This is a genomic window from Thioalkalivibrio sp. ALM2T (assembly GCF_000381505.1).
In the GTDB taxonomy this organism is placed as follows: domain Bacteria; phylum Pseudomonadota; class Gammaproteobacteria; order Ectothiorhodospirales; family Ectothiorhodospiraceae; genus Thioalkalivibrio; species Thioalkalivibrio versutus.
Window position 1 is genome coordinate 18706 of sequence record NZ_KB906558.1, and the last position, 15951, is coordinate 34656.

Annotated in this window: 13 protein-coding genes and 1 riboswitch; of the genes, 3 read left to right on the forward strand and 10 right to left on the reverse strand. The window is 66.6% G+C overall.

Features of this window, described 5'->3' with window-relative positions; translation table 11 throughout:
• Positions 1-4 precede the first annotated feature (4 nt).
• The 8 genes from F816_RS0104765 to F816_RS0104800 all read right to left on the reverse strand — a co-directional run bounded on the left by F816_RS0104765 (position 5) and on the right by F816_RS0104800 (position 12536).
• On the reverse strand, positions 5-877 hold the full coding sequence (locus tag F816_RS0104765; RefSeq protein WP_026333132.1) for a hypothetical protein: 873 nt from the start codon (positions 875-877) through the stop codon (positions 5-7).
• Positions 878-929: 52 nt separating this feature from the next.
• Positions 930-1220, reverse strand: a complete 291-nt coding sequence (locus tag F816_RS0104770; RefSeq protein WP_018146020.1) for a DUF2149 domain-containing protein — start codon at positions 1218-1220, stop codon at positions 930-932.
• Entirely contained in the window at positions 1217-1660 is a 444-nt protein-coding gene (locus F816_RS0104775; RefSeq protein WP_019593751.1) for a MotA/TolQ/ExbB proton channel family protein, read from the reverse strand. The genes F816_RS0104770 and F816_RS0104775 overlap by 4 nt, the downstream gene beginning before the upstream one ends.
• A gap of 145 nt (positions 1661-1805) precedes the next feature.
• Positions 1806-6362: a cobaltochelatase subunit CobN gene (locus tag F816_RS0104780; protein WP_019593752.1), complete on the reverse strand. Its 4557-nt coding sequence runs from the start codon at positions 6360-6362 to the stop codon at positions 1806-1808.
• Between the two features lie 124 nt (positions 6363-6486).
• The gene (locus tag F816_RS0104785; RefSeq protein WP_019593753.1) at positions 6487-7041 is read right to left on the reverse strand and encodes a cob(I)yrinic acid a,c-diamide adenosyltransferase; all 555 of its coding nucleotides are present in this window, start codon (positions 7039-7041) and stop codon (positions 6487-6489) included.
• Positions 7042-7045: 4 nt separating this feature from the next.
• The gene (locus F816_RS0104790; protein ID WP_019593754.1) at positions 7046-8860 is read right to left on the reverse strand and encodes a TonB-dependent receptor domain-containing protein; all 1815 of its coding nucleotides are present in this window, start codon (positions 8858-8860) and stop codon (positions 7046-7048) included.
• A gap of 141 nt (positions 8861-9001) precedes the next feature.
• Positions 9002-9230, reverse strand: a riboswitch (cobalamin riboswitch).
• 59 nt (positions 9231-9289) lie between these two features.
• Positions 9290-11188: a hypothetical protein gene (locus F816_RS0104795; protein WP_019593755.1), complete on the reverse strand. Its 1899-nt coding sequence runs from the start codon at positions 11186-11188 to the stop codon at positions 9290-9292.
• 109 nt (positions 11189-11297) lie between these two features.
• Positions 11298-12536 carry a cyclopropane-fatty-acyl-phospholipid synthase family protein gene (locus tag F816_RS0104800; RefSeq protein WP_019593756.1) on the reverse strand — a complete coding sequence of 413 codons (1239 nt, stop codon included), beginning with the start codon at positions 12534-12536 and terminating at the stop codon, positions 11298-11300.
• Between the two features lie 290 nt (positions 12537-12826).
• Between F816_RS0104800 and fnr the strand changes: the two genes are divergently transcribed.
• The 3 genes from fnr to F816_RS0104815 all read left to right on the forward strand — a co-directional run bounded on the left by fnr (position 12827) and on the right by F816_RS0104815 (position 14674).
• The gene (gene fnr / locus F816_RS0104805) at positions 12827-13558 is read left to right on the forward strand and encodes a fumarate/nitrate reduction transcriptional regulator Fnr (protein WP_038034789.1); all 732 of its coding nucleotides are present in this window, start codon (positions 12827-12829) and stop codon (positions 13556-13558) included.
• Entirely contained in the window at positions 13551-14033 is a 483-nt protein-coding gene (locus tag F816_RS0104810; RefSeq protein ID WP_019593757.1) for a DUF2390 domain-containing protein, read from the forward strand. The genes fnr and F816_RS0104810 overlap by 8 nt, the downstream gene beginning before the upstream one ends.
• A 71-nt stretch (positions 14034-14104) precedes the next feature.
• On the forward strand, positions 14105-14674 hold the full coding sequence (locus tag F816_RS0104815) for a DUF2058 domain-containing protein (RefSeq protein ID WP_019593758.1): 570 nt from the start codon (positions 14105-14107) through the stop codon (positions 14672-14674).
• A gap of 33 nt (positions 14675-14707) precedes the next feature.
• On the opposite strand, the gene F816_RS0104825 is transcribed toward F816_RS0104815, so the two are convergent.
• Positions 14708-14926, reverse strand: a complete 219-nt coding sequence (locus F816_RS0104825) for a hypothetical protein (RefSeq protein ID WP_026287977.1) — start codon at positions 14924-14926, stop codon at positions 14708-14710.
• Positions 14927-15021: 95 nt separating this feature from the next.
• A complete protein-coding gene (locus F816_RS0104830; RefSeq protein ID WP_019593760.1) occupies positions 15022-15927 on the reverse strand; it encodes a carbamate kinase in 906 nt (301 codons plus the stop codon).
• Between the last annotated feature and the right edge of the window lie 24 nt (positions 15928-15951).

Here is a 15951-nt window from a genome sequence, read left to right on the forward strand (position 1 = left end):
CCGGCTACGGTTCTACCGCCCACTCGGCGCGCCGCGTATGCAGTTCGGCCAGCCCCTCCAGGATCACCGGTGCCGGGTGCGAGAAATACCCGGGTGGCAGGTTCACCACCCGCACCGGCCCCGATGCCACCACCGCACGACAGCTGCGTGTATCTGCCCCGTAAAAGGTGAACACCACGTCGGGGTCATGCGCATTAATCAGATCGGCCAGTTCGTCGGTCTCCTCCGACAGCCGCAGGTGATGTACGCCGGTCTGGGTCGCGACCACCTCGAATCCCGCCCGGGTGAAGGCATCGTGCAGCCAAGTCTGCGGGCCGTACACGTAGGCCTGCGCGCTGCACGAGGACATCAGGACCGCGCGCTCGCCGGAGGCCCCCACGGCATCGGCCGCGTCCTGCCACGCATCCTCGAATGCAGCGGCGCGCGCCGCACCGTCGTCCAGGCCCGCAGCATCCGCAATGCGTTCGAGATTTTCCCGCACGGCATCCATCCCTTCGAAGCCACCCAGCACGATGGCCCGGGTCCGCGCCGGCACGGTATCGGCCCAGTCCTCGGGCTCGACCCAGCTCGAGGTGAACGCCAGCTCGGGCTCGAGGCGAGCAATCGCCTCCGCGTCCGGGTCCAGGATGCCGCCGGTATCCGCCACCTCGAGATCGTCGTAGCGGCTCGCCCCTACGATGCAGGATGCCAGCCCCAGATACTCCAGCGAGTGCGTAATGTATGGCGACTGGCTAACAATCCGCGGACAGTCCTCCGCCGTCGCTGTTACCGGGAAGGCCAACGCCGCGGTCAGGACAAGGACCAGAAATCCGGTCCTGGGGGAGCATGGCCATCTGCGCCCGGAGACGCGAGTACGTCGGCAGACCTGAGTAATCATCGGAACCCCTACTTGTTGATTGCCGGCAGGCGAACACGACACGGAAACGTGCTCATTCGCCGATCAGGATCATGCGACCGGTCTCCGGGTCGCGGTACACCTGCCCCATGGATTCGTACCCGGAGCCGGCCTCGCCGGCGCCCTCGGGTGGGTCGGGGATTTCACGCCCCGGCTCGATCTCGGCACCGCCGCTGGCCGGTTCCAGCCCGCTGCCCGAAGCGGCCATCACCACCATCAGGCCGACCGCGAACACCAGCATAATGTCGGCCAAGTTGGCCAGCGGGCCCATCGGCTCCTCGTCGGGCGCGTCGAAGCGCGAGGCGCGGTAGTGCGGCACCCTCATGTCCCCGCCTCCATGCGCTCCATCGCGGCGTCGTACCAGCGTCGCCGCAGCCGTCCGAGCAGGAAGCCGAGGATCCCGACCAGCAACCCCAGCACCGTGGTATTGAAGGCCACCGTAACGGCCTGGGCGAGGATTTCCAGTTCTCCTCGGCCCATGGCGGCCAGGCCCGGGCCCAGCGGGATCAGCGTGCCCATCAGCCCCAGCATCGGGCCGATCCGCGCCAGCAGGTCGGCGCGGTCGATCCGCCGCCGCGCCAGCCAGGCCAGGCGTTCGGCATCGCCGCGCAGCTCCAGCCGGCGCACTCCACCCGAGCGTTCGCCCAGGGCCAGGCCCAGCTCCCAGACCGCCACGGCGACCAGGACCAGCAGCCCGACGATCACGGGCTGCAGCAACCAGCTGACCACCGTGTCCATCAGATTCATCGTGATCGAGAAAGACATTCGGATTACCTCGTTATCCTTCGTTCAGTCATGCCCTAGCCCTGTAGGAGCCTGCTCGCAGGCGAAGCACCCGCCAGAGCCCAACCGGGGCAGGGGCGGTTCGCCTGCAAGCAGGCTCCTACAGGTCAAATATCCACGACGGTCGTTATCGGCGGCGGCCGGCGGCGATGCCACCGAGCAGCAGCAGGATGAGCACCCCGGCGACCAGCCACGGGACCCAGGGCATACCGGCCGCCTCGTCGCCGCTCTCCTCACCGCCCTCGGCCGGTTCCGGGGCTTCCTGCATCTCCCGGGCGGTCAGGTCTTCCAGCGGCTGGATCTCGGTCACCCGGCTCGGGTCCGACTCCGGCTCGGCCCGTTCGATCTGGGCCGCCGCGCGCACCGCCTCGAAGGCCTCGCGCAGTTCCGGGTCGTCCAGCCGCGCGGCAACCTCGTCGAGCATCGGGTGATCAGGCCGGGTGTGCCCACTACCCGGCAGGCCATGCTCGGCCACCAGCTCGGCAAAGCGCTCCGACAGCGCCTGCAGCACCTCCGGGTCGGCCTCCCAGAAGCCGTGGCTCGCGGCCACCAGGTGCACGGCCTGCAGGTGCGTCTTCACGTGCACGTTGTGGCCGTCGGCCAGGAATTTGTCCAGGCCGAGGTCGTGGCGATCCTGCAGGTACACGTCATGCACCTCGTCCCAGACCCAGGAGCGGACGATCTCGGGGTTGGTCACCTGCCAACCCCAGAGGTTGTCGACGAAATCGCGGGCCATGGTCCGCGCCCCGGCATAGCCGTGGTCCATCAGCGGCTCGATCCACTGCGGGTTCAGGTTCTGCCCCTGCAGCTCGCGCATCAGCGCACGACCCAGGGTCTCCACCCGCGGGTCGTCCGGGTCGGCGTGCTGCAGCACGCGGTTGTCCGGCACCGCGCCGCGGATCGACTCCACGGCGGTGGACAGACCGCCCTGGAAATCGAAGCCGTCATCGTTGTCCAGCAGGCCGTAGAGATGCGAAGCACGCCCCAGGTAGGTGCGTCCGACGCGCCCCAAACGGGCCTCGAAGGCCTGATGGGCCGACTCGCCCGACTGCTCGACCCCGTAGGCGTGGCCCATGCGGCGCAGGTAGGCCGCCCCCAGCTCGGCGCGGTCCTCCCAGGCACCGGAGCGGTCGGCCAGCCGGTTCACCCCGGCCCCGTAGGCACCCGGCGCAGTACCGAACACCCGCAGGGCGGCCTGTTCGCCGGCAGTCGCGCCGTCGAGCCCGGCTGCGCGCAGAGCCAGGGTGTCCTCCACCCACTGCGCCGCCACGTCATTGCGCGCAAGCGGCTCCTCGCCCGGATCACGCAGATCCTCGCCGAGCGGGGCCAGGGCCGCTTGCAGGGCATCTTCCAGCTCGGGGTGCTGTTCGAGGATGGTCTCCGAGGCGCCATCCAGCGCCAGGCGCGCCGCCCGGTCCAACCAGACCAGCTGATCCTCGTAGAGGTCGCGGAACAGGCCCGAGGTGGTGAACAGGGCGTCGCGACGGCGATCGCGTTCGATCTCGTCGAGATCCATGCGCTCCAGGCCCTCGACGATGCCGCGGCTGTTCCAGGCCGGACGCACGCCCAGCATGTCGAGCCCGAAGGCGACCATCACGCCCTCGTCGCGCACCGTGTCCGAGGCCCAGAGGATAATGGCCTCGCTGCCATCCGCCTCCGGGTCGCCGTGTTCGCGAGCGTCGGCCGCCAGTTCCTGGCCAATGGCCCAAGCCACCCGGGTCGGCACCAGGTCCGCGGCCAGGGCATGGAAGTTGCGCCCGGTCGGCAGGACTTCCGGGGTCCGGATCGGGTCGTTGCCCTGGCCGGGCGGGACAAAGCGTCCTTCCAGCGCCGCCAGCAGGTGCTCGCGCTCGCTGGCCGGTGAGCCGCGCAGCTTCGCGTCCCAGTCGTCGCCGATCTCGTCATCGCCGGCCATCGACGCGAGCATGGTGTCCACTGCCTCGTCGCTCCAGTCACGACCGAACACATGCAGGCCCAGCGGCATCTGGTCCTCCTGCATGTCGGTCAGGTAGTGACCGATCTCGTGGACCAGCAGCTCCTCGTCCATCTCGGCGAGGCGACTGTCGCCGTGTTCCTCGCCATGCTCGTCACCGTGCTCGTCCTCATGGTCGTGCTTGTGAGCATGTTCGTGTTCGTCGTGACCATGTTCCCCATGGTGGTCGTCCCGGTGATGCTCGCCGTGCTCCTCCTCATGGCGCGCGTCGTTATGGGCTGACTCGGACACCTCGTGGTGGTCATCGCCTTCGTGATGGTCGTGATGATCTCCGTGCGCGTCGTGGTGGTGCCCGTGGTCATGGTGATGGCCGCGCGCCAGTTCACGCTCGATGGTCTCGGTCAGACCCAGATCGTCGATGCGTTCACGCAACGTCTGCGCCGCGCGCGAACGGGTGGCTGCGTCGGGTTGCGCGGCGGACTCGTAGGTCTCCACCAGCTGACGCAGCTCGAGCAGGCTGTCGTACAGCTCGGTGGCCGCCAGCGGCGGGGTCAGGTGGCTGATCATCACGCCCATGGCACGGCGCTTGGCCTGGATGCCCTCGCCCACGCCGTCGACGATGTAGGGATAGATGATCGGCAGCTCGGCGCCCAGGATCTCCGGATAGTCATCCGGCGTCATGCCGGCGCGCCGGCGCGGCAGGAACTCGCGGGTCGAATGGCGCCCGACATAGACCAGCGCATCGGCCTCGAAGTGATCCCGGATCCAGTGGTAGAAGCCGACATACTGGTGGGTCGGCGGGAAGGTGGTGTTGGCGTGCAGCAGGCGCTCGCTGACCTCCCAGCCGCGCGGCGGCTGCGGGCCGATGAACACGTTGCCGAACTCGATCCCCGGGAACAGCATCTCGCCGTCGCGGGTCATCGCCTCGCCGGGCGCCTCGCCCCAGCCCGTGAGGCCCGGGATTCCGGTACGCACCAGCGCCTTGCGCAGGCTCTCGGTGGTTGCGTGTTCATCCGCACTGGAGAGCGTGGCCTTCCAGGCCGCCTCGTACTGTGCAAGCAGGTCCAGCGCCCGCTCCTGCGCATCGTGCGGGTAGCTCTCCAGCATGTGGCGCAGATCGCCGACCCCGCTGTCCAGCGCGGCCTGGGCCAGCTCGGTCTTGTCGGCCTTCCAGGCCGTCTCCAGGCGGGCCTGCAGATAGCCGATCGGACCATCCACCAGCTCCGCCTGCACGGACTCGGGCAGGCGTTCGAAATAGGCCTGGTACTGTTCGCGATCCAGCGAAGGCACTCGCCCGGCGATCGCATCCAGCGCATCCGCCTGCTCCGGCAGGTTCACTGCGCGATCCTGGATCATGTCCATCAGCGCATCGGTATCCTCGGGCACGTCATCCCCGAGGTCGTATCCCGCGGCCTCCAGCCGCTGCAGCATCTCCAGCAACGACTCGGGCACGTCGAGCTTGTCCGCACCGATGTTCTGCCGCCCCGGCGGATGGTTGTAGTACACCACCGCCACGCGCTTGTCCGCGTTGTCCTTGGCGCGCAGGCGCTGCCAGGCCGCCATGCGCTCGGCCAGGGCCTTGACCCGTTCGTCCTCTGGCTCCGACAGCCGCAGGCGCACCCCGGTGCGCGCGTCGATCGCCGGCTCGCCGGCGGTGGCCAGTACCATCGGCTGGCTCATCCCCTGCAACTCGGGCATGGCCACGTGGTAATGCACCTTGTCCCAGGGGATCCCTTCATGCGACAGCTGCCACTGCAGCGTGCTGACGTCCGCCAGACGGATCCCCTTGACCACCGGCACGTCCAGCTCGCCAAAGGCCGCGGCCACGGCCTCGCGGTTGCCGCCCCCGCCGACGACAAAGTCCTGCAGGCTCACGATCCCGGCCAGCTCGGCCGGGGCCGCGCGTTCGGCCAGCTGCTCCACCGCCTCGCGGCTGGCGCCACCCCAGCGCGCCAGCACGGCAAAGCACTGCAGGCCGCGTTGTTCCAGCGCCTCGCAGCTCGCATCCAGCAGCGCCCGATCACCGGGCCGGTCGCCGGTATCCAGGTCCAGCAGCGCGACAGCCGGCCCAGCGTCGAGTCCAAGATCCCCGGGATCGGCTCTCGAGACCCCATCCCGGTAATAGCGGATCGTCTCGCGCGGGTCCGGTTCGGGGACCTCGATCACATGGCCACCGGCCGCCGCCAGCCAGCGCATCAGCCCTTCCATGCTCTCCGGGGTACGGCCCTGATAGAAGGCACGGCCTGTCAGCCAGTCCACCTGCTCCGCAAAGCGCTCCTTCTGAGTCGTCAGATGTTCCCGCGGGTCCACTCCGGGTTCGGGGTTCTCCGCCAGCTCGGTGCGCGCATCGTCTTCCAGGCCCGCCAGCACGAACTCGCCATCCAGGCGCGACAGTGCGGTCAGGCGGCGTTCGCTATTGATCGCCAGCACCGCCGCGCCGTCGGCTGGCGGCTGCTCGCGCAACAGGCGCTCCAGGCGCCCGGCCTGGTCGCCGAACACGGCGGCCACCAGTACTGCATCGGCCTCGGCCCACAGGGCCGCAACGGCGGCGTCGTCCTTGTCGGCCAGCTGCTCCGGTGTGCGCAGAACGACTTCCGCGTTGGGATGGGCCTCGAGAAAGCGATGGGCGCCGGCGGCAACCTCGGCCGCCGAGCGATCCGACACGATGCCGGTGATCTGTGGACCGGCCCACGCCGACCCCGCCCACAGGCAGGCGGCAAGCAATAATAGGGTGCGTTTCCAGATGGACATACGGATGACTCCGGAGAAACTACAGACCGCTGCACAACAGGCAAGCGGTCGGGAAACGCTGAACCTTCAGCGCTTCCCGACATGCCGGTTAAGAACAGACTGAATTTGGGGGTACGGGCCGGATTCAGCCGCGCTGATTGGCCGGCTGCCAGAGGACTTCCGCGCCGTTCTCGTGACGCGCGAGCACGCGGCAGAGCACGAACAGCAGATCCGACAGGCGGTTGATGTAGGCCAGGGAATTTGGCCGCAGCGCCTCGTGGTGGTTGAGCGCCACCAGCCGTCGCTCGGCACGGCGGCACACCGTCCGCGCGATATGGCAGTCGGCCGTGGCCGGACCACCACCGGGCAGGATGAACTCCTTCAACGCCGGAAGATCGGCGTTGAAGCTCTCGAGCTCGACATCCAGCCGCTCGACCGAGGCCTCCGGAAGTGCCTCATGGCCCGGCACCGCCAGCTCCGCCCCGAGATCGAACAGCTCGTGCTGCACCAGGGCCAGCGAACGACGCACTTCCTCGGGCAGATCGTGGACCAGAACCCGGCCCACGACACTGTTCAACTCGTCCACATCACCGAAGGCCTCGACCCGGTGGCTGTCCTTGTCCACCCGCGAGCCATCACCCAGGCCAGTGCGGCCCTCGTCGCCGGTACGCGTCGCAATCTTCGACAGTCGATTTCCCATGGTCTTACCTCTGCTGGTAGCGGAGCTTCACAAACGCGGCCCGCCCCGGCTGGTTGTAGTCAACTCCATCAAACGAATTTCTCGCGACCACGTAATCCCGGTCGAACACGTTGTCAATCGAGGCCTCGACTCGCCACTCCGAATTAATCTGGTACCCAGCGCGCAAATTCACCAAACCGTAACCAGAGAGCCGCTCATCATTGGCGCTGTCGTTGTATGAACGGCTTTTTGCAATGATGGAGCCCCCAAACGAAAAGCTTTGGATCTGCCTATCCAGATCGAAACGGGCAGTTACCGGGGACCGACGAGGAAGTTCATTGCCTGTGGCGCGATCCTCTGCATCCAAAAGGGTCAACGAAGCGCGCGAAATCCAACCTTCACGTTCATAACCACCCTCCAGCTCAAGTCCGGAAATCCTCGCTTGGTCAACATTCTCAGGCGGCCAAACTGGAATCATTTTTTCCACTCGGGACTGGAAGATTGCTGCGTCCAGATACCCTTGCGAAAAACTGGCTCGTAGGCCTATTTCAACCGTTTCAGACTCTTCTGCTTGAAGTTCCGGATCGCCCGCCCCTGGCCAATAAAGTTGATTAAATGTAGGCGCATTAAAAGCGGTACCGTAAGTGGCTCGAAGACGTATGGTATCTGTTGCCTGCATACCCCAAGCCAACTGCCCTGTTACCTTGTCGCCGAACTGCTCATTGTCGTCATAACGCAAGCTTCCCTCGAGGTCATGACGGCCCACTCCAACCTGCGTCACTGAGTATGCGCCAACGTTGTACCGCGAATTTTCAACATAGTCGGTGGTGCTATCCACCCGGTCTTCGTACGCATCGATCCCGGCAATCAAGTAAACATGGTCCGTTATCTCGATATCGTTGCGCCACTCCACGGCATCGCGTTTCGTATCGAAGCGCGACGAAAAGACACCCTCGCTAAAGTTATCGTTCTCGTCGCGACTGTGACTGACACTGACCTCGGTATCCCAAAGCGGGGTCACGGGCACGCGCAAGCCAGCACGAAGCCCGGCATGCCGAAAATCGGTTTCATCCTCGGAACCATCGAATTCGGTCCTACCTTCTGAGTACAGCACGCTACCGAAAACCTCCACCCCATTACCCAGGCGGTGCGAGACCTTGGTAGCCAGCGAGGTATTTTCATAGCCATCGCGGTCTTCGTCGCCCACGCCATCCTGGACATTGATTCCGTCTGTGTTGAAGTGGCTGACTGAGAAGCTATAACTCGTATTATCGTTGCCTCCGGCCACGCCGACACCCGTCTCCCAGGTGTTGAAGCTGCCGCCGCCGACAAACGCGTTGACCTTCGGCGGACCCTTGCGCCCCTCGCGGGTAAACACTTGCACCACGCCACCGATGGCGTCGGAGCCGTAGATACTGGTGCGGGGCCCGCGAACGATCTCCACGCGCTCAATCTCTTCGGGCGGCAGGAACTGCCAACTTGCCCCACCTCCCGTCGCAGGCCCCATTCGAACTCCATCGACCAGCAGCAGGGTGTGTCCAGAGCTCGCCCCACGGGTGAAGACCGAAGTGGTCTTGCCGAAGGCGCTGTTCTGGGAGGTCTCGATCCCGGCGCGACCTTCGAGCAGATCGGTGAACTGTTTGGGTTGCAGCCGCTCGATCTCTTCACGGTCGATTATGGTGACCGATGCCAGCGTCTCGTCGACGGTCTGAGCGATGCGACTCGCCGTCACCTGGACGGTGTCGAGGGTCTGGGCTTCGGTTTCGGGGGCGTCCTGGGCGTGTGCCAGGGCGGGGGTCATGGCCAGCAGAATGGCCGAGGAAAGTGCTGTGCGTTTCATGTCGTCCGTGTCTCCCGGCGAGCCGCCCGCACGCCGTTGATTCGTCGGGATCGCGCAGACAGGAGGAAACAGACACGAGGGGGATCGGCCAGGGCCGGCGAACGGCTGGGCTCGATCATCCGCCTCGCATGCCCTCCGCATGCCGCGCGATCATTCCCTGGCCGGTCTCCGGGCTGACGAGCGTTCCGGTGCGGCGCCTTCCCGAGCGTTTGCTCAGTGACATATGCCGCGACCATCAGAGACCTTGGTCTCTCGCTCGATCACCGTTGCGGGGGCAGCGTCGGACTCGCCCATCAACATGGGCTCACCGATCTTCCCGTTTAACCCGACCAGCAAACGCCGACCGGGCACCAAGGAACGGCGCGAACCTTACACAGTTGGGCGCAAAATTACCAGTCGAGAGGGCGCTGGGTGGCCCCGCCTTTCCGATCAACGCCGCCGACGCTCCTCGGCATGCAGGTAGCGTGCGCCTCGCTTGAGGAGCCGCCCCCAGGTCTTGTCCTGCAGCATGGCGTCGAACTCCGGGGAGCGCTCGGCCCGCAGTGCGACCGGATGTGAGTCGTCGCCGGGGTGGGTGGCCAGCATATCCATCCGCTCGCGGTTGGCGCCGTAGCGAGCAACCAGGAAGTCGCGCATGGAATCGCTCAGCGGCAGGTGATAGATACGGGTCAGCCGCATCGCCAGCCATTCGGCCATGCGTCCCAGGTCCTGGCGCACCTTGCGCACCATGGCGGAGCCCAGACCGGCCTTGGCATCCGCGCTCATGCCCACGTACAAGCCCCCGAGGTAGGCGGCGGGGTTGGCATAGATGGCGCGCTGGATACTCGGGTTGGTCAGGTCCACCAGCGGTTCCAGGATCAGCGCCAGCTGGATGCCGATACGCTTGGCGGTTTCCGCGTCCAGCACAGACCCGCCCAGGTAGAAAAGCTCTCCCTGTCGCTCGATCTTCAATTCGCTGAGATAGTTGCAGAAGGCATTCGCCAGCTTGAGCTTCTGATCGTCGCTCAGTTCGATCAGCTCTTCGCTGACCCGAATACCCCGCACGCTGCGCTTGAACCAGCCCTTCTCGCCCTTCTTCTCGACCTGTGCTCGCCGCAGGGCTTCCCAGCGCTCCACTGCGTTCGTATAGCGGCTCTGGGCCTGCATCAGCTGGTCGCGCGCCTCGCGCAGATCCTCCACGCGCCGCAGGGCGAGCCCCAGCAACTGGCCCTCGGACGAATGCTCCCCGGGTTCGAGGTCTTCCAGCCGCTGCAGTGCCTCGAGCACCTGACGTCCAAGACTCACCACCGGCTCGCGCAGGGCCTGAGGTTCCAGGCCGGAGGCCTCGCTCTGTGCCAGCAGCATGCCCAGAGAGCGCAGGCGGCTGACCACCCCCGCCTGCGCCACCCGAAAGCGATTGCCCTGCGATTCCAGGCGGTCCAGCGCCGCGCCCAGCTGCCATCCACCGGACCACTCGAAGCTCAGTCGCTTGATCTGGCGCCCGTTCACCAGTTCGAACGCCAGCACGAAGATCGCCTGCACGTCCTCAAGCGTGCAGCGCGCCAGGTCGTCCGCATCCGCCGCGGAGAACAGCCGGTCGAGGAACTGGTCCACGCGCCGCACGCCGTCCTCCTGGGTCGGCGCCATGCCCCGCAGGCGATCACGCAGCAGGTCGGCGACCTCCGGGGCCTCGTGGTGCAGCTTCTCCAGTGCCGCGAGTCTCGAATCCTCGGTCGCATCCACCAGATCGCCCACGCGCGCGCGCAGACCCAGGCGGCGATAGATTTCGATCTGCTCCGCGGCGGCAGCCAGGCTGGCATCGCCGGTCATCTCGCGCACCGCGACCGCCACGGCCTCGGGGGCGATATCCACTTCGTGCAGAAGGACTTGGGCTGCCTTGCGCCGACGCATGTCCGGGGTCATCTCTCCCATCGCCAGGTCGCGGGTGACGAACAGCAGATCCGGCAGCAAGTCGATGGTGTTGCGCAGCTGATCGCGCGAGCGCTCCTGGCGCTTGCCCCGTGTGGCATCCGCGACGAAGCGCGCGACCAGGCCGATGACCCCGAACAGCAGGGTGTAAACGGCAAAGAAGATGAAGTTCTGTGCCGGGGCGGCGTGGCCAAAACCGAGGAAGTAGCCGCCCTGCATCGCCAGGAACGTGACCGGCCCGGCGGCCCACAGCAACTGCAGGAAGTTCAGCGACCAGGGTACGCGCCGTGCGGTGGCAGCCACCTCGGTAATGCGGCTGCGCCCGGCCGCCTCGATCAGGACGTGCTCCTGTGACGGTCCGGTCGCCTCCGGCGCGTCCTGGCCCTGCTGCTCCCTGCGTTTGCGAATCCGACCGAACACCCGCCCTGCTCCAGAACGTGTCAACGCACCCGACGTGGGTACGGAGTGACCCTTAGTGTAGGGAAAGCGGGTTCAGTTCGCGCGGTTGGCGCACGCAGCGCGGGTGCGGTCAGGCCGCGTCGCTACGCCCGCCCCGGGCCTCCCCGGGCGGTGTGGAGATCACTTCGGGGGCATCGTCCCGATAGAGGTAATCGCGGGTCAGCGGCACCGCATCCTGCTGCTTGGCCATCTGCACGTGGAAGACCACCTGATCCCACCAGCGGAAGGTGCCCTCACAGCTGGCCAGGTAGAACTCCCACATGCGGCAGAAACGCTCATCGAAGCGTTCGACGGCCTCGGCCCGCACCTTCTGGAAGCGGCGATACCACTCGGCCAGAGTCTCGGCGTAATGCAGGCGCCAGAACTCGATATCGGTGGTGTACAGCGGCGTGGGCTCCAGCGCGCCCATCACCTCGGACAGGGCCGGCGTATACCCGCCCGGGAAGATGTACTTGCTCAACCACGGGTTGGAGGTGCCAGGCGGCTCCTGGCGCCCGATGGTGTGCAGCACCGCGATGCCTTCCGGCTTCAGCAGATCATGCACGCGCCGGAAGAACGTCTCGTAGTTGGGCGTGCCCACATGCTCGAACATGCCGACGCTGACGATGCGGTCGTACTGGTCGTCGTGTTCGCGGTAGTCCTGATAGAGGAATCGCACCCGATCCTCGAGCCCCCGACGCTTGGTCTCGTCACGGGCAACCCGCAGCTGCTCCTTCGACAGCGTCACACCGTCTACCTGCACGTCGGCATGCTCGGCGAGATGGAAGGCCAGACCGCCCCAGCCGCAACCGATGTCGAGCACGCGCATCCCCGGCTCCAGCATCAGCTTCTTGCGCAGCATCGCGCACTTGGCCTGCTGCGCCTCTTCCAGCGTCATATCCGGGCGCTCGAAATAGGCGCAGCTGTAGAACATGCCCTCGTCCAGGAACTGACGATAAAGCCACTCATCGACGTCGTAGTGATGGGCGATGTTCTGGTAGCAGCGTGCCACCTTGTTGCCCTGCTCGATCAGGGCCCGCAACATGCGCACTGCGGGGTTAACCCGCTGCTTGAACATCGGCGCGAAGTTGCGCATGGCCACGTCGAGGAACACCTGCAGGCCCTCGGGGCCGGGCGACCACAGGCCATCCATGTAGGTCTCGCCCAGCTGGAAGCCCGGGTCGCGCCCAATCTTGCGTAACGCCGCCTTGTCATGCACCTGCATGGTGACTTCCGGAGCGCCGTTCCCGAAACGCTGCTCACGGCCATCCGGATGCCGCAGCACGAAGGTCCCGTAGCGTATGTATTGCTCCAGTAACCGCTCGATCATCGCTACACCTGTCCTTGTTCTGACGGTCGGGTCTCTCAGCCCCCACGCGTAATGCCGACCCTGACCATGCCGCAGATTTTAGACTCAGTCTAATTACCGATGGCCCACATTGTCCACGCAGCCGTCGGAGGGAGGGGACCCCGACTCATCTCGGGGCGCGGCCCCCTGCCCGACGGCAAAACCTTCTGTAATCGCCTACAACTCTTGGGGACAGTACCGCATTCCCGCCCCCGATGGCATACCCCGAAAATCGCTTTCCCCAACGTCGAAAAAACGGCTACCCTGCACCCATGACGCTACGACCCACCCAAGCCTGCCAGCACTGCACCCTCCGCCAGCTCTGCCTGCCTATGGGCCTGCCCCAGGATGAACTCTGGCAACTCGACCAAATCGTCCAGCAACGCCGGCCGATCGCCAAGGGTGCTCCCCTCTTCACCATGGGGACCAAGTTCGAAGCGCTGTACGCGGTCCGCACCGGGGCACTGAAAACGGTGCTGATCTCGGATGACGGGACCGAACAGATCACCGGTTTCGCGCTGGCCGGAGACCTCCTGGGGCTGGACGCGATCCATTCCGGCAAGCACCCGGTCAGTGCCATTGCACTGGAGTCCACCAGCGTCTGCGCCGTGCCCTACGGCCATGTCGACGACCTCGCCGGCCGCCTGCCGACCTTCCGCCAGCACATGATGAGCGTGATGAGCCAGGAACTGGCCCAGGACGAAAGCCTGCACGCCTTGCTCGGCCAACGTACCGCGGAGCAGCGTCTGGCGACCTTCCTGATCGCCCTGTCGGAGCGTCATCGCGCCCGCGGCCTGTCCCCCGAACGGTTCTACCTGCCCATGTCACGGGCAGACATCGCCAACCACCTGGGCCTGACCCAGGAAACCATCAGCCGGCTGTTTACTCAGCTGCGCAACCAGGGCGTAATCAACCTGCACACCCGGGACCTGGAGATCCTCCAGCCCGACGGCCTGCGCAACACGGCCGGGGTCACCTTCACTTCCGCCGCGAGCAGTGCCTGAAGCCGGGGTCACCCCGGAGCCGGCCACGGACTTCGACGCCTTCTGGGCAGTCGCCGACGCACTGTGGGTCGATGCCACCACTCGCGAACGTCTGATGCGCTGGCAGGACGAATATGGCGTGGACGTGATGCTGGCGTTGTTTGCCCTGTGGTACCCGCAGCCCCTCAGACCCTCGCAATGGCGCGTACTGCGGCAAACGGCCCGGCGCTGGCAGTCATCCTCCACCGAACGCCTCCGCGCACTGCGCCGGCGGCTCCACACCCCCGAGCGCACCGCGCTCTACCGCGCGGTGCTGGCACTGGAGCTTCAAAGCGAGCGGCTCGCCGGCCTGCAACTGCTCGCGGAGGCCGGGCGCCTGGCGCCGCAGACCACCCCTACATTCACCATCGACCGCCAGCGCCGATTGCACACCCTGTTCCCCGATCTGCCGGACGCCGAGATCCGCGACGGATTGCGCGAGTTCATGGCCGCCTGAACAGCACGTGGTGCACGCAAGGCCGCATTCCGGCTATCCTCCCCGCACATTGACCGAACACGGCAGGATTCATGTCGGATGATCTGCGCAGTCAGCTCCTGAAAACGGGGCTGGTCGACGAAAAACAGGTTCGCCAGGCCAAGTCGCAAAAGCACAAGGCCCAGAAAGGGAACGCGAAGAAGAAGAAGGACCGCAACACGGGTCCGGAACCGGGCGTGGCCGAGGCGCGCAAGGCCGAACAGGCCGAGCGTTCGCGACAGAAGAACCGCGAACAGCAGGAACGTACCGAACGCCGGGCACGCCACGCGCAAATCCGCGAACTGGTCAGCACCCACCTGGCGCCGATTCCCACCGGCGATGCCGCGCTGGATTATCACTTCCAGCAGGGCGGGCAGATCCGCCACCTCCCGGTGACCGCCGACCTGCAAAAGCGCCTGGCCGACGGCCGCGCCGCGCTTGCCGGCCTGGATGTGCGCCCGGAAAAGGGGTTCCGGGTCATCCCGCGCGAGACCGCCGACCGCATCCGCGAGCGCGATCCGGAATGGCCACTGGTCATCCCCGCCGAGGACGAAACCGGATCGGAACCTGCCCCGGACGACCCATACAAGGACTACGTCGTACCCGACGACCTCATGTGGTGACCGCAGGGGAACCCCCGCAGGCCAGCGATCCAATCAGTCCGTTGCGCGCTTCACGTCCGCGGCGGGCATGCCGCTTTGCTGCGGGCGCCGCGCCTCGTCACTGGACATGTCCTGCGGCGTGATCCCGCCCTGCTCCAGGCCCTGGGCGGGGCCGGCCGACTCCTCCGGCTCGCCGCTGCCACAGCCTAGCGCCAGCAGACCCACGGCCGTCAGACCGATCACCAGGGGGGCGGCTCGCTGAATCTCTCGCATCATCTTCACTCTTGATCCATGTGTACTCGAAGCCTGCAAACTCTGCGGCGGGCGCGCAACATCGAGTGTAACAGGCGGGGGTTCCGGCAAGGGCTTCAGGCGGCGCCCACCGGCAGGATTCGGGTCCCCGCCTGCCCGGCCAGGATAGCCGCGGCGTCCTCCAGCGAACCGATCCCGACCCGAATGCCGCCCTGGGCAGCGCGCCGTGCAGCCTCCATCTTCGGCCCCATGGAACCGCCCGGGTACGCCGCCGGATCCACGGCCGTAACCAGAAGCGCCTTCAGGCGCCGGGCGTCCGGCGTGCCCCAGTCCATGTAGACGCCGTCGACATCGGTCAGCATCAACAGCCAGTCCGCCCCGACATGCGCGGCCAGGCATGCGGCCGTCAGGTCCTTGTCCACCACGGCCTCGATTCCGTATAGACGCCCGTCGCCGTCACGCGCGACCGGTACGCCGCCGCCCCCGGCACAGATCGCCACCGACCCGCCATCCACGAGACTGCAGACGGCCTCCATACCCAGCAGGCGTTGCGGCTCCGGCGACGCCACCACCCGCCGCCAGCCCTCGCCGTCTGGCGCCACGTCCCAGCCACGCTCGTTGGCCAGCCCGCGGGCGCGGGCCGCACCCCAGGTCGGGCCAATGAACTTTTCCGGGTGGTCGAAGGCGGGATCGTTCGGGTCGACCTCGGTCTGGGTGAGCAAGCTTGCCACCCGATCATGACCCAGCGCGTTATGCAGCTCCCGCGCCAGGATGTAGCCGATCATGCCGTGGCTCTCGGCCCCGACCACATCCAGCGGCCAGGCGATGCGATCGCATTCCGCCTGATTGGCGAGCAACCCCACCTGCGGCCCGTTGCCGTGGGTGACGACCACCTCGTGCTCGCGCGCCACGGCCGCGATGGCTGCCGCCGCACGCTGGGCGTTGTGCTGCTGGGCCTCGGCCGAGGGGGTCTCGCCGCGTTGCAGCAGGGCGTTGCCGCCCAGCGCGATCACGATACGCATGGCGGGCCTACTCCGTACTTGAAG

Excerpts from the sequence above, each read along its gene's own strand:
- F816_RS0104765 (WP_026333132.1), bottom strand. The coding sequence starts at position 877 with ATGATTACTCAGGTCTGCCGACGTACTCGCGTCTCCGGGCGCAGATGG.
- F816_RS0104770 (WP_018146020.1), bottom strand. The coding sequence starts at position 1,220 with ATGAGGGTGCCGCACTACCGCGCCTCGCGCTTCGACGCGCCCGACGAG.
- F816_RS0104775 (WP_019593751.1), bottom strand. The coding sequence starts at position 1,660 with ATGTCTTTCTCGATCACGATGAATCTGATGGACACGGTGGTCAGCTGG.
- F816_RS0104780 (WP_019593752.1), bottom strand. The coding sequence starts at position 6,362 with ATGTCCATCTGGAAACGCACCCTATTATTGCTTGCCGCCTGCCTGTGG.
- F816_RS0104785 (WP_019593753.1), bottom strand. The coding sequence starts at position 7,041 with ATGGGAAATCGACTGTCGAAGATTGCGACGCGTACCGGCGACGAGGGC.
- F816_RS0104790 (WP_019593754.1), bottom strand. The coding sequence starts at position 8,860 with ATGAAACGCACAGCACTTTCCTCGGCCATTCTGCTGGCCATGACCCCC.
- F816_RS0104800 (WP_019593756.1), bottom strand. The coding sequence starts at position 12,536 with ATGATCGAGCGGTTACTGGAGCAATACATACGCTACGGGACCTTCGTG.
- fnr (WP_038034789.1), top strand. The coding sequence starts at position 12,827 with ATGACGCTACGACCCACCCAAGCCTGCCAGCACTGCACCCTCCGCCAG.
- F816_RS0104815 (WP_019593758.1), top strand. The coding sequence starts at position 14,105 with ATGTCGGATGATCTGCGCAGTCAGCTCCTGAAAACGGGGCTGGTCGAC.
- F816_RS0104825 (WP_026287977.1), bottom strand. The coding sequence starts at position 14,926 with ATGCGAGAGATTCAGCGAGCCGCCCCCCTGGTGATCGGTCTGACGGCC.
- F816_RS0104830 (WP_019593760.1), bottom strand. The coding sequence starts at position 15,927 with ATGCGTATCGTGATCGCGCTGGGCGGCAACGCCCTGCTGCAACGCGGC.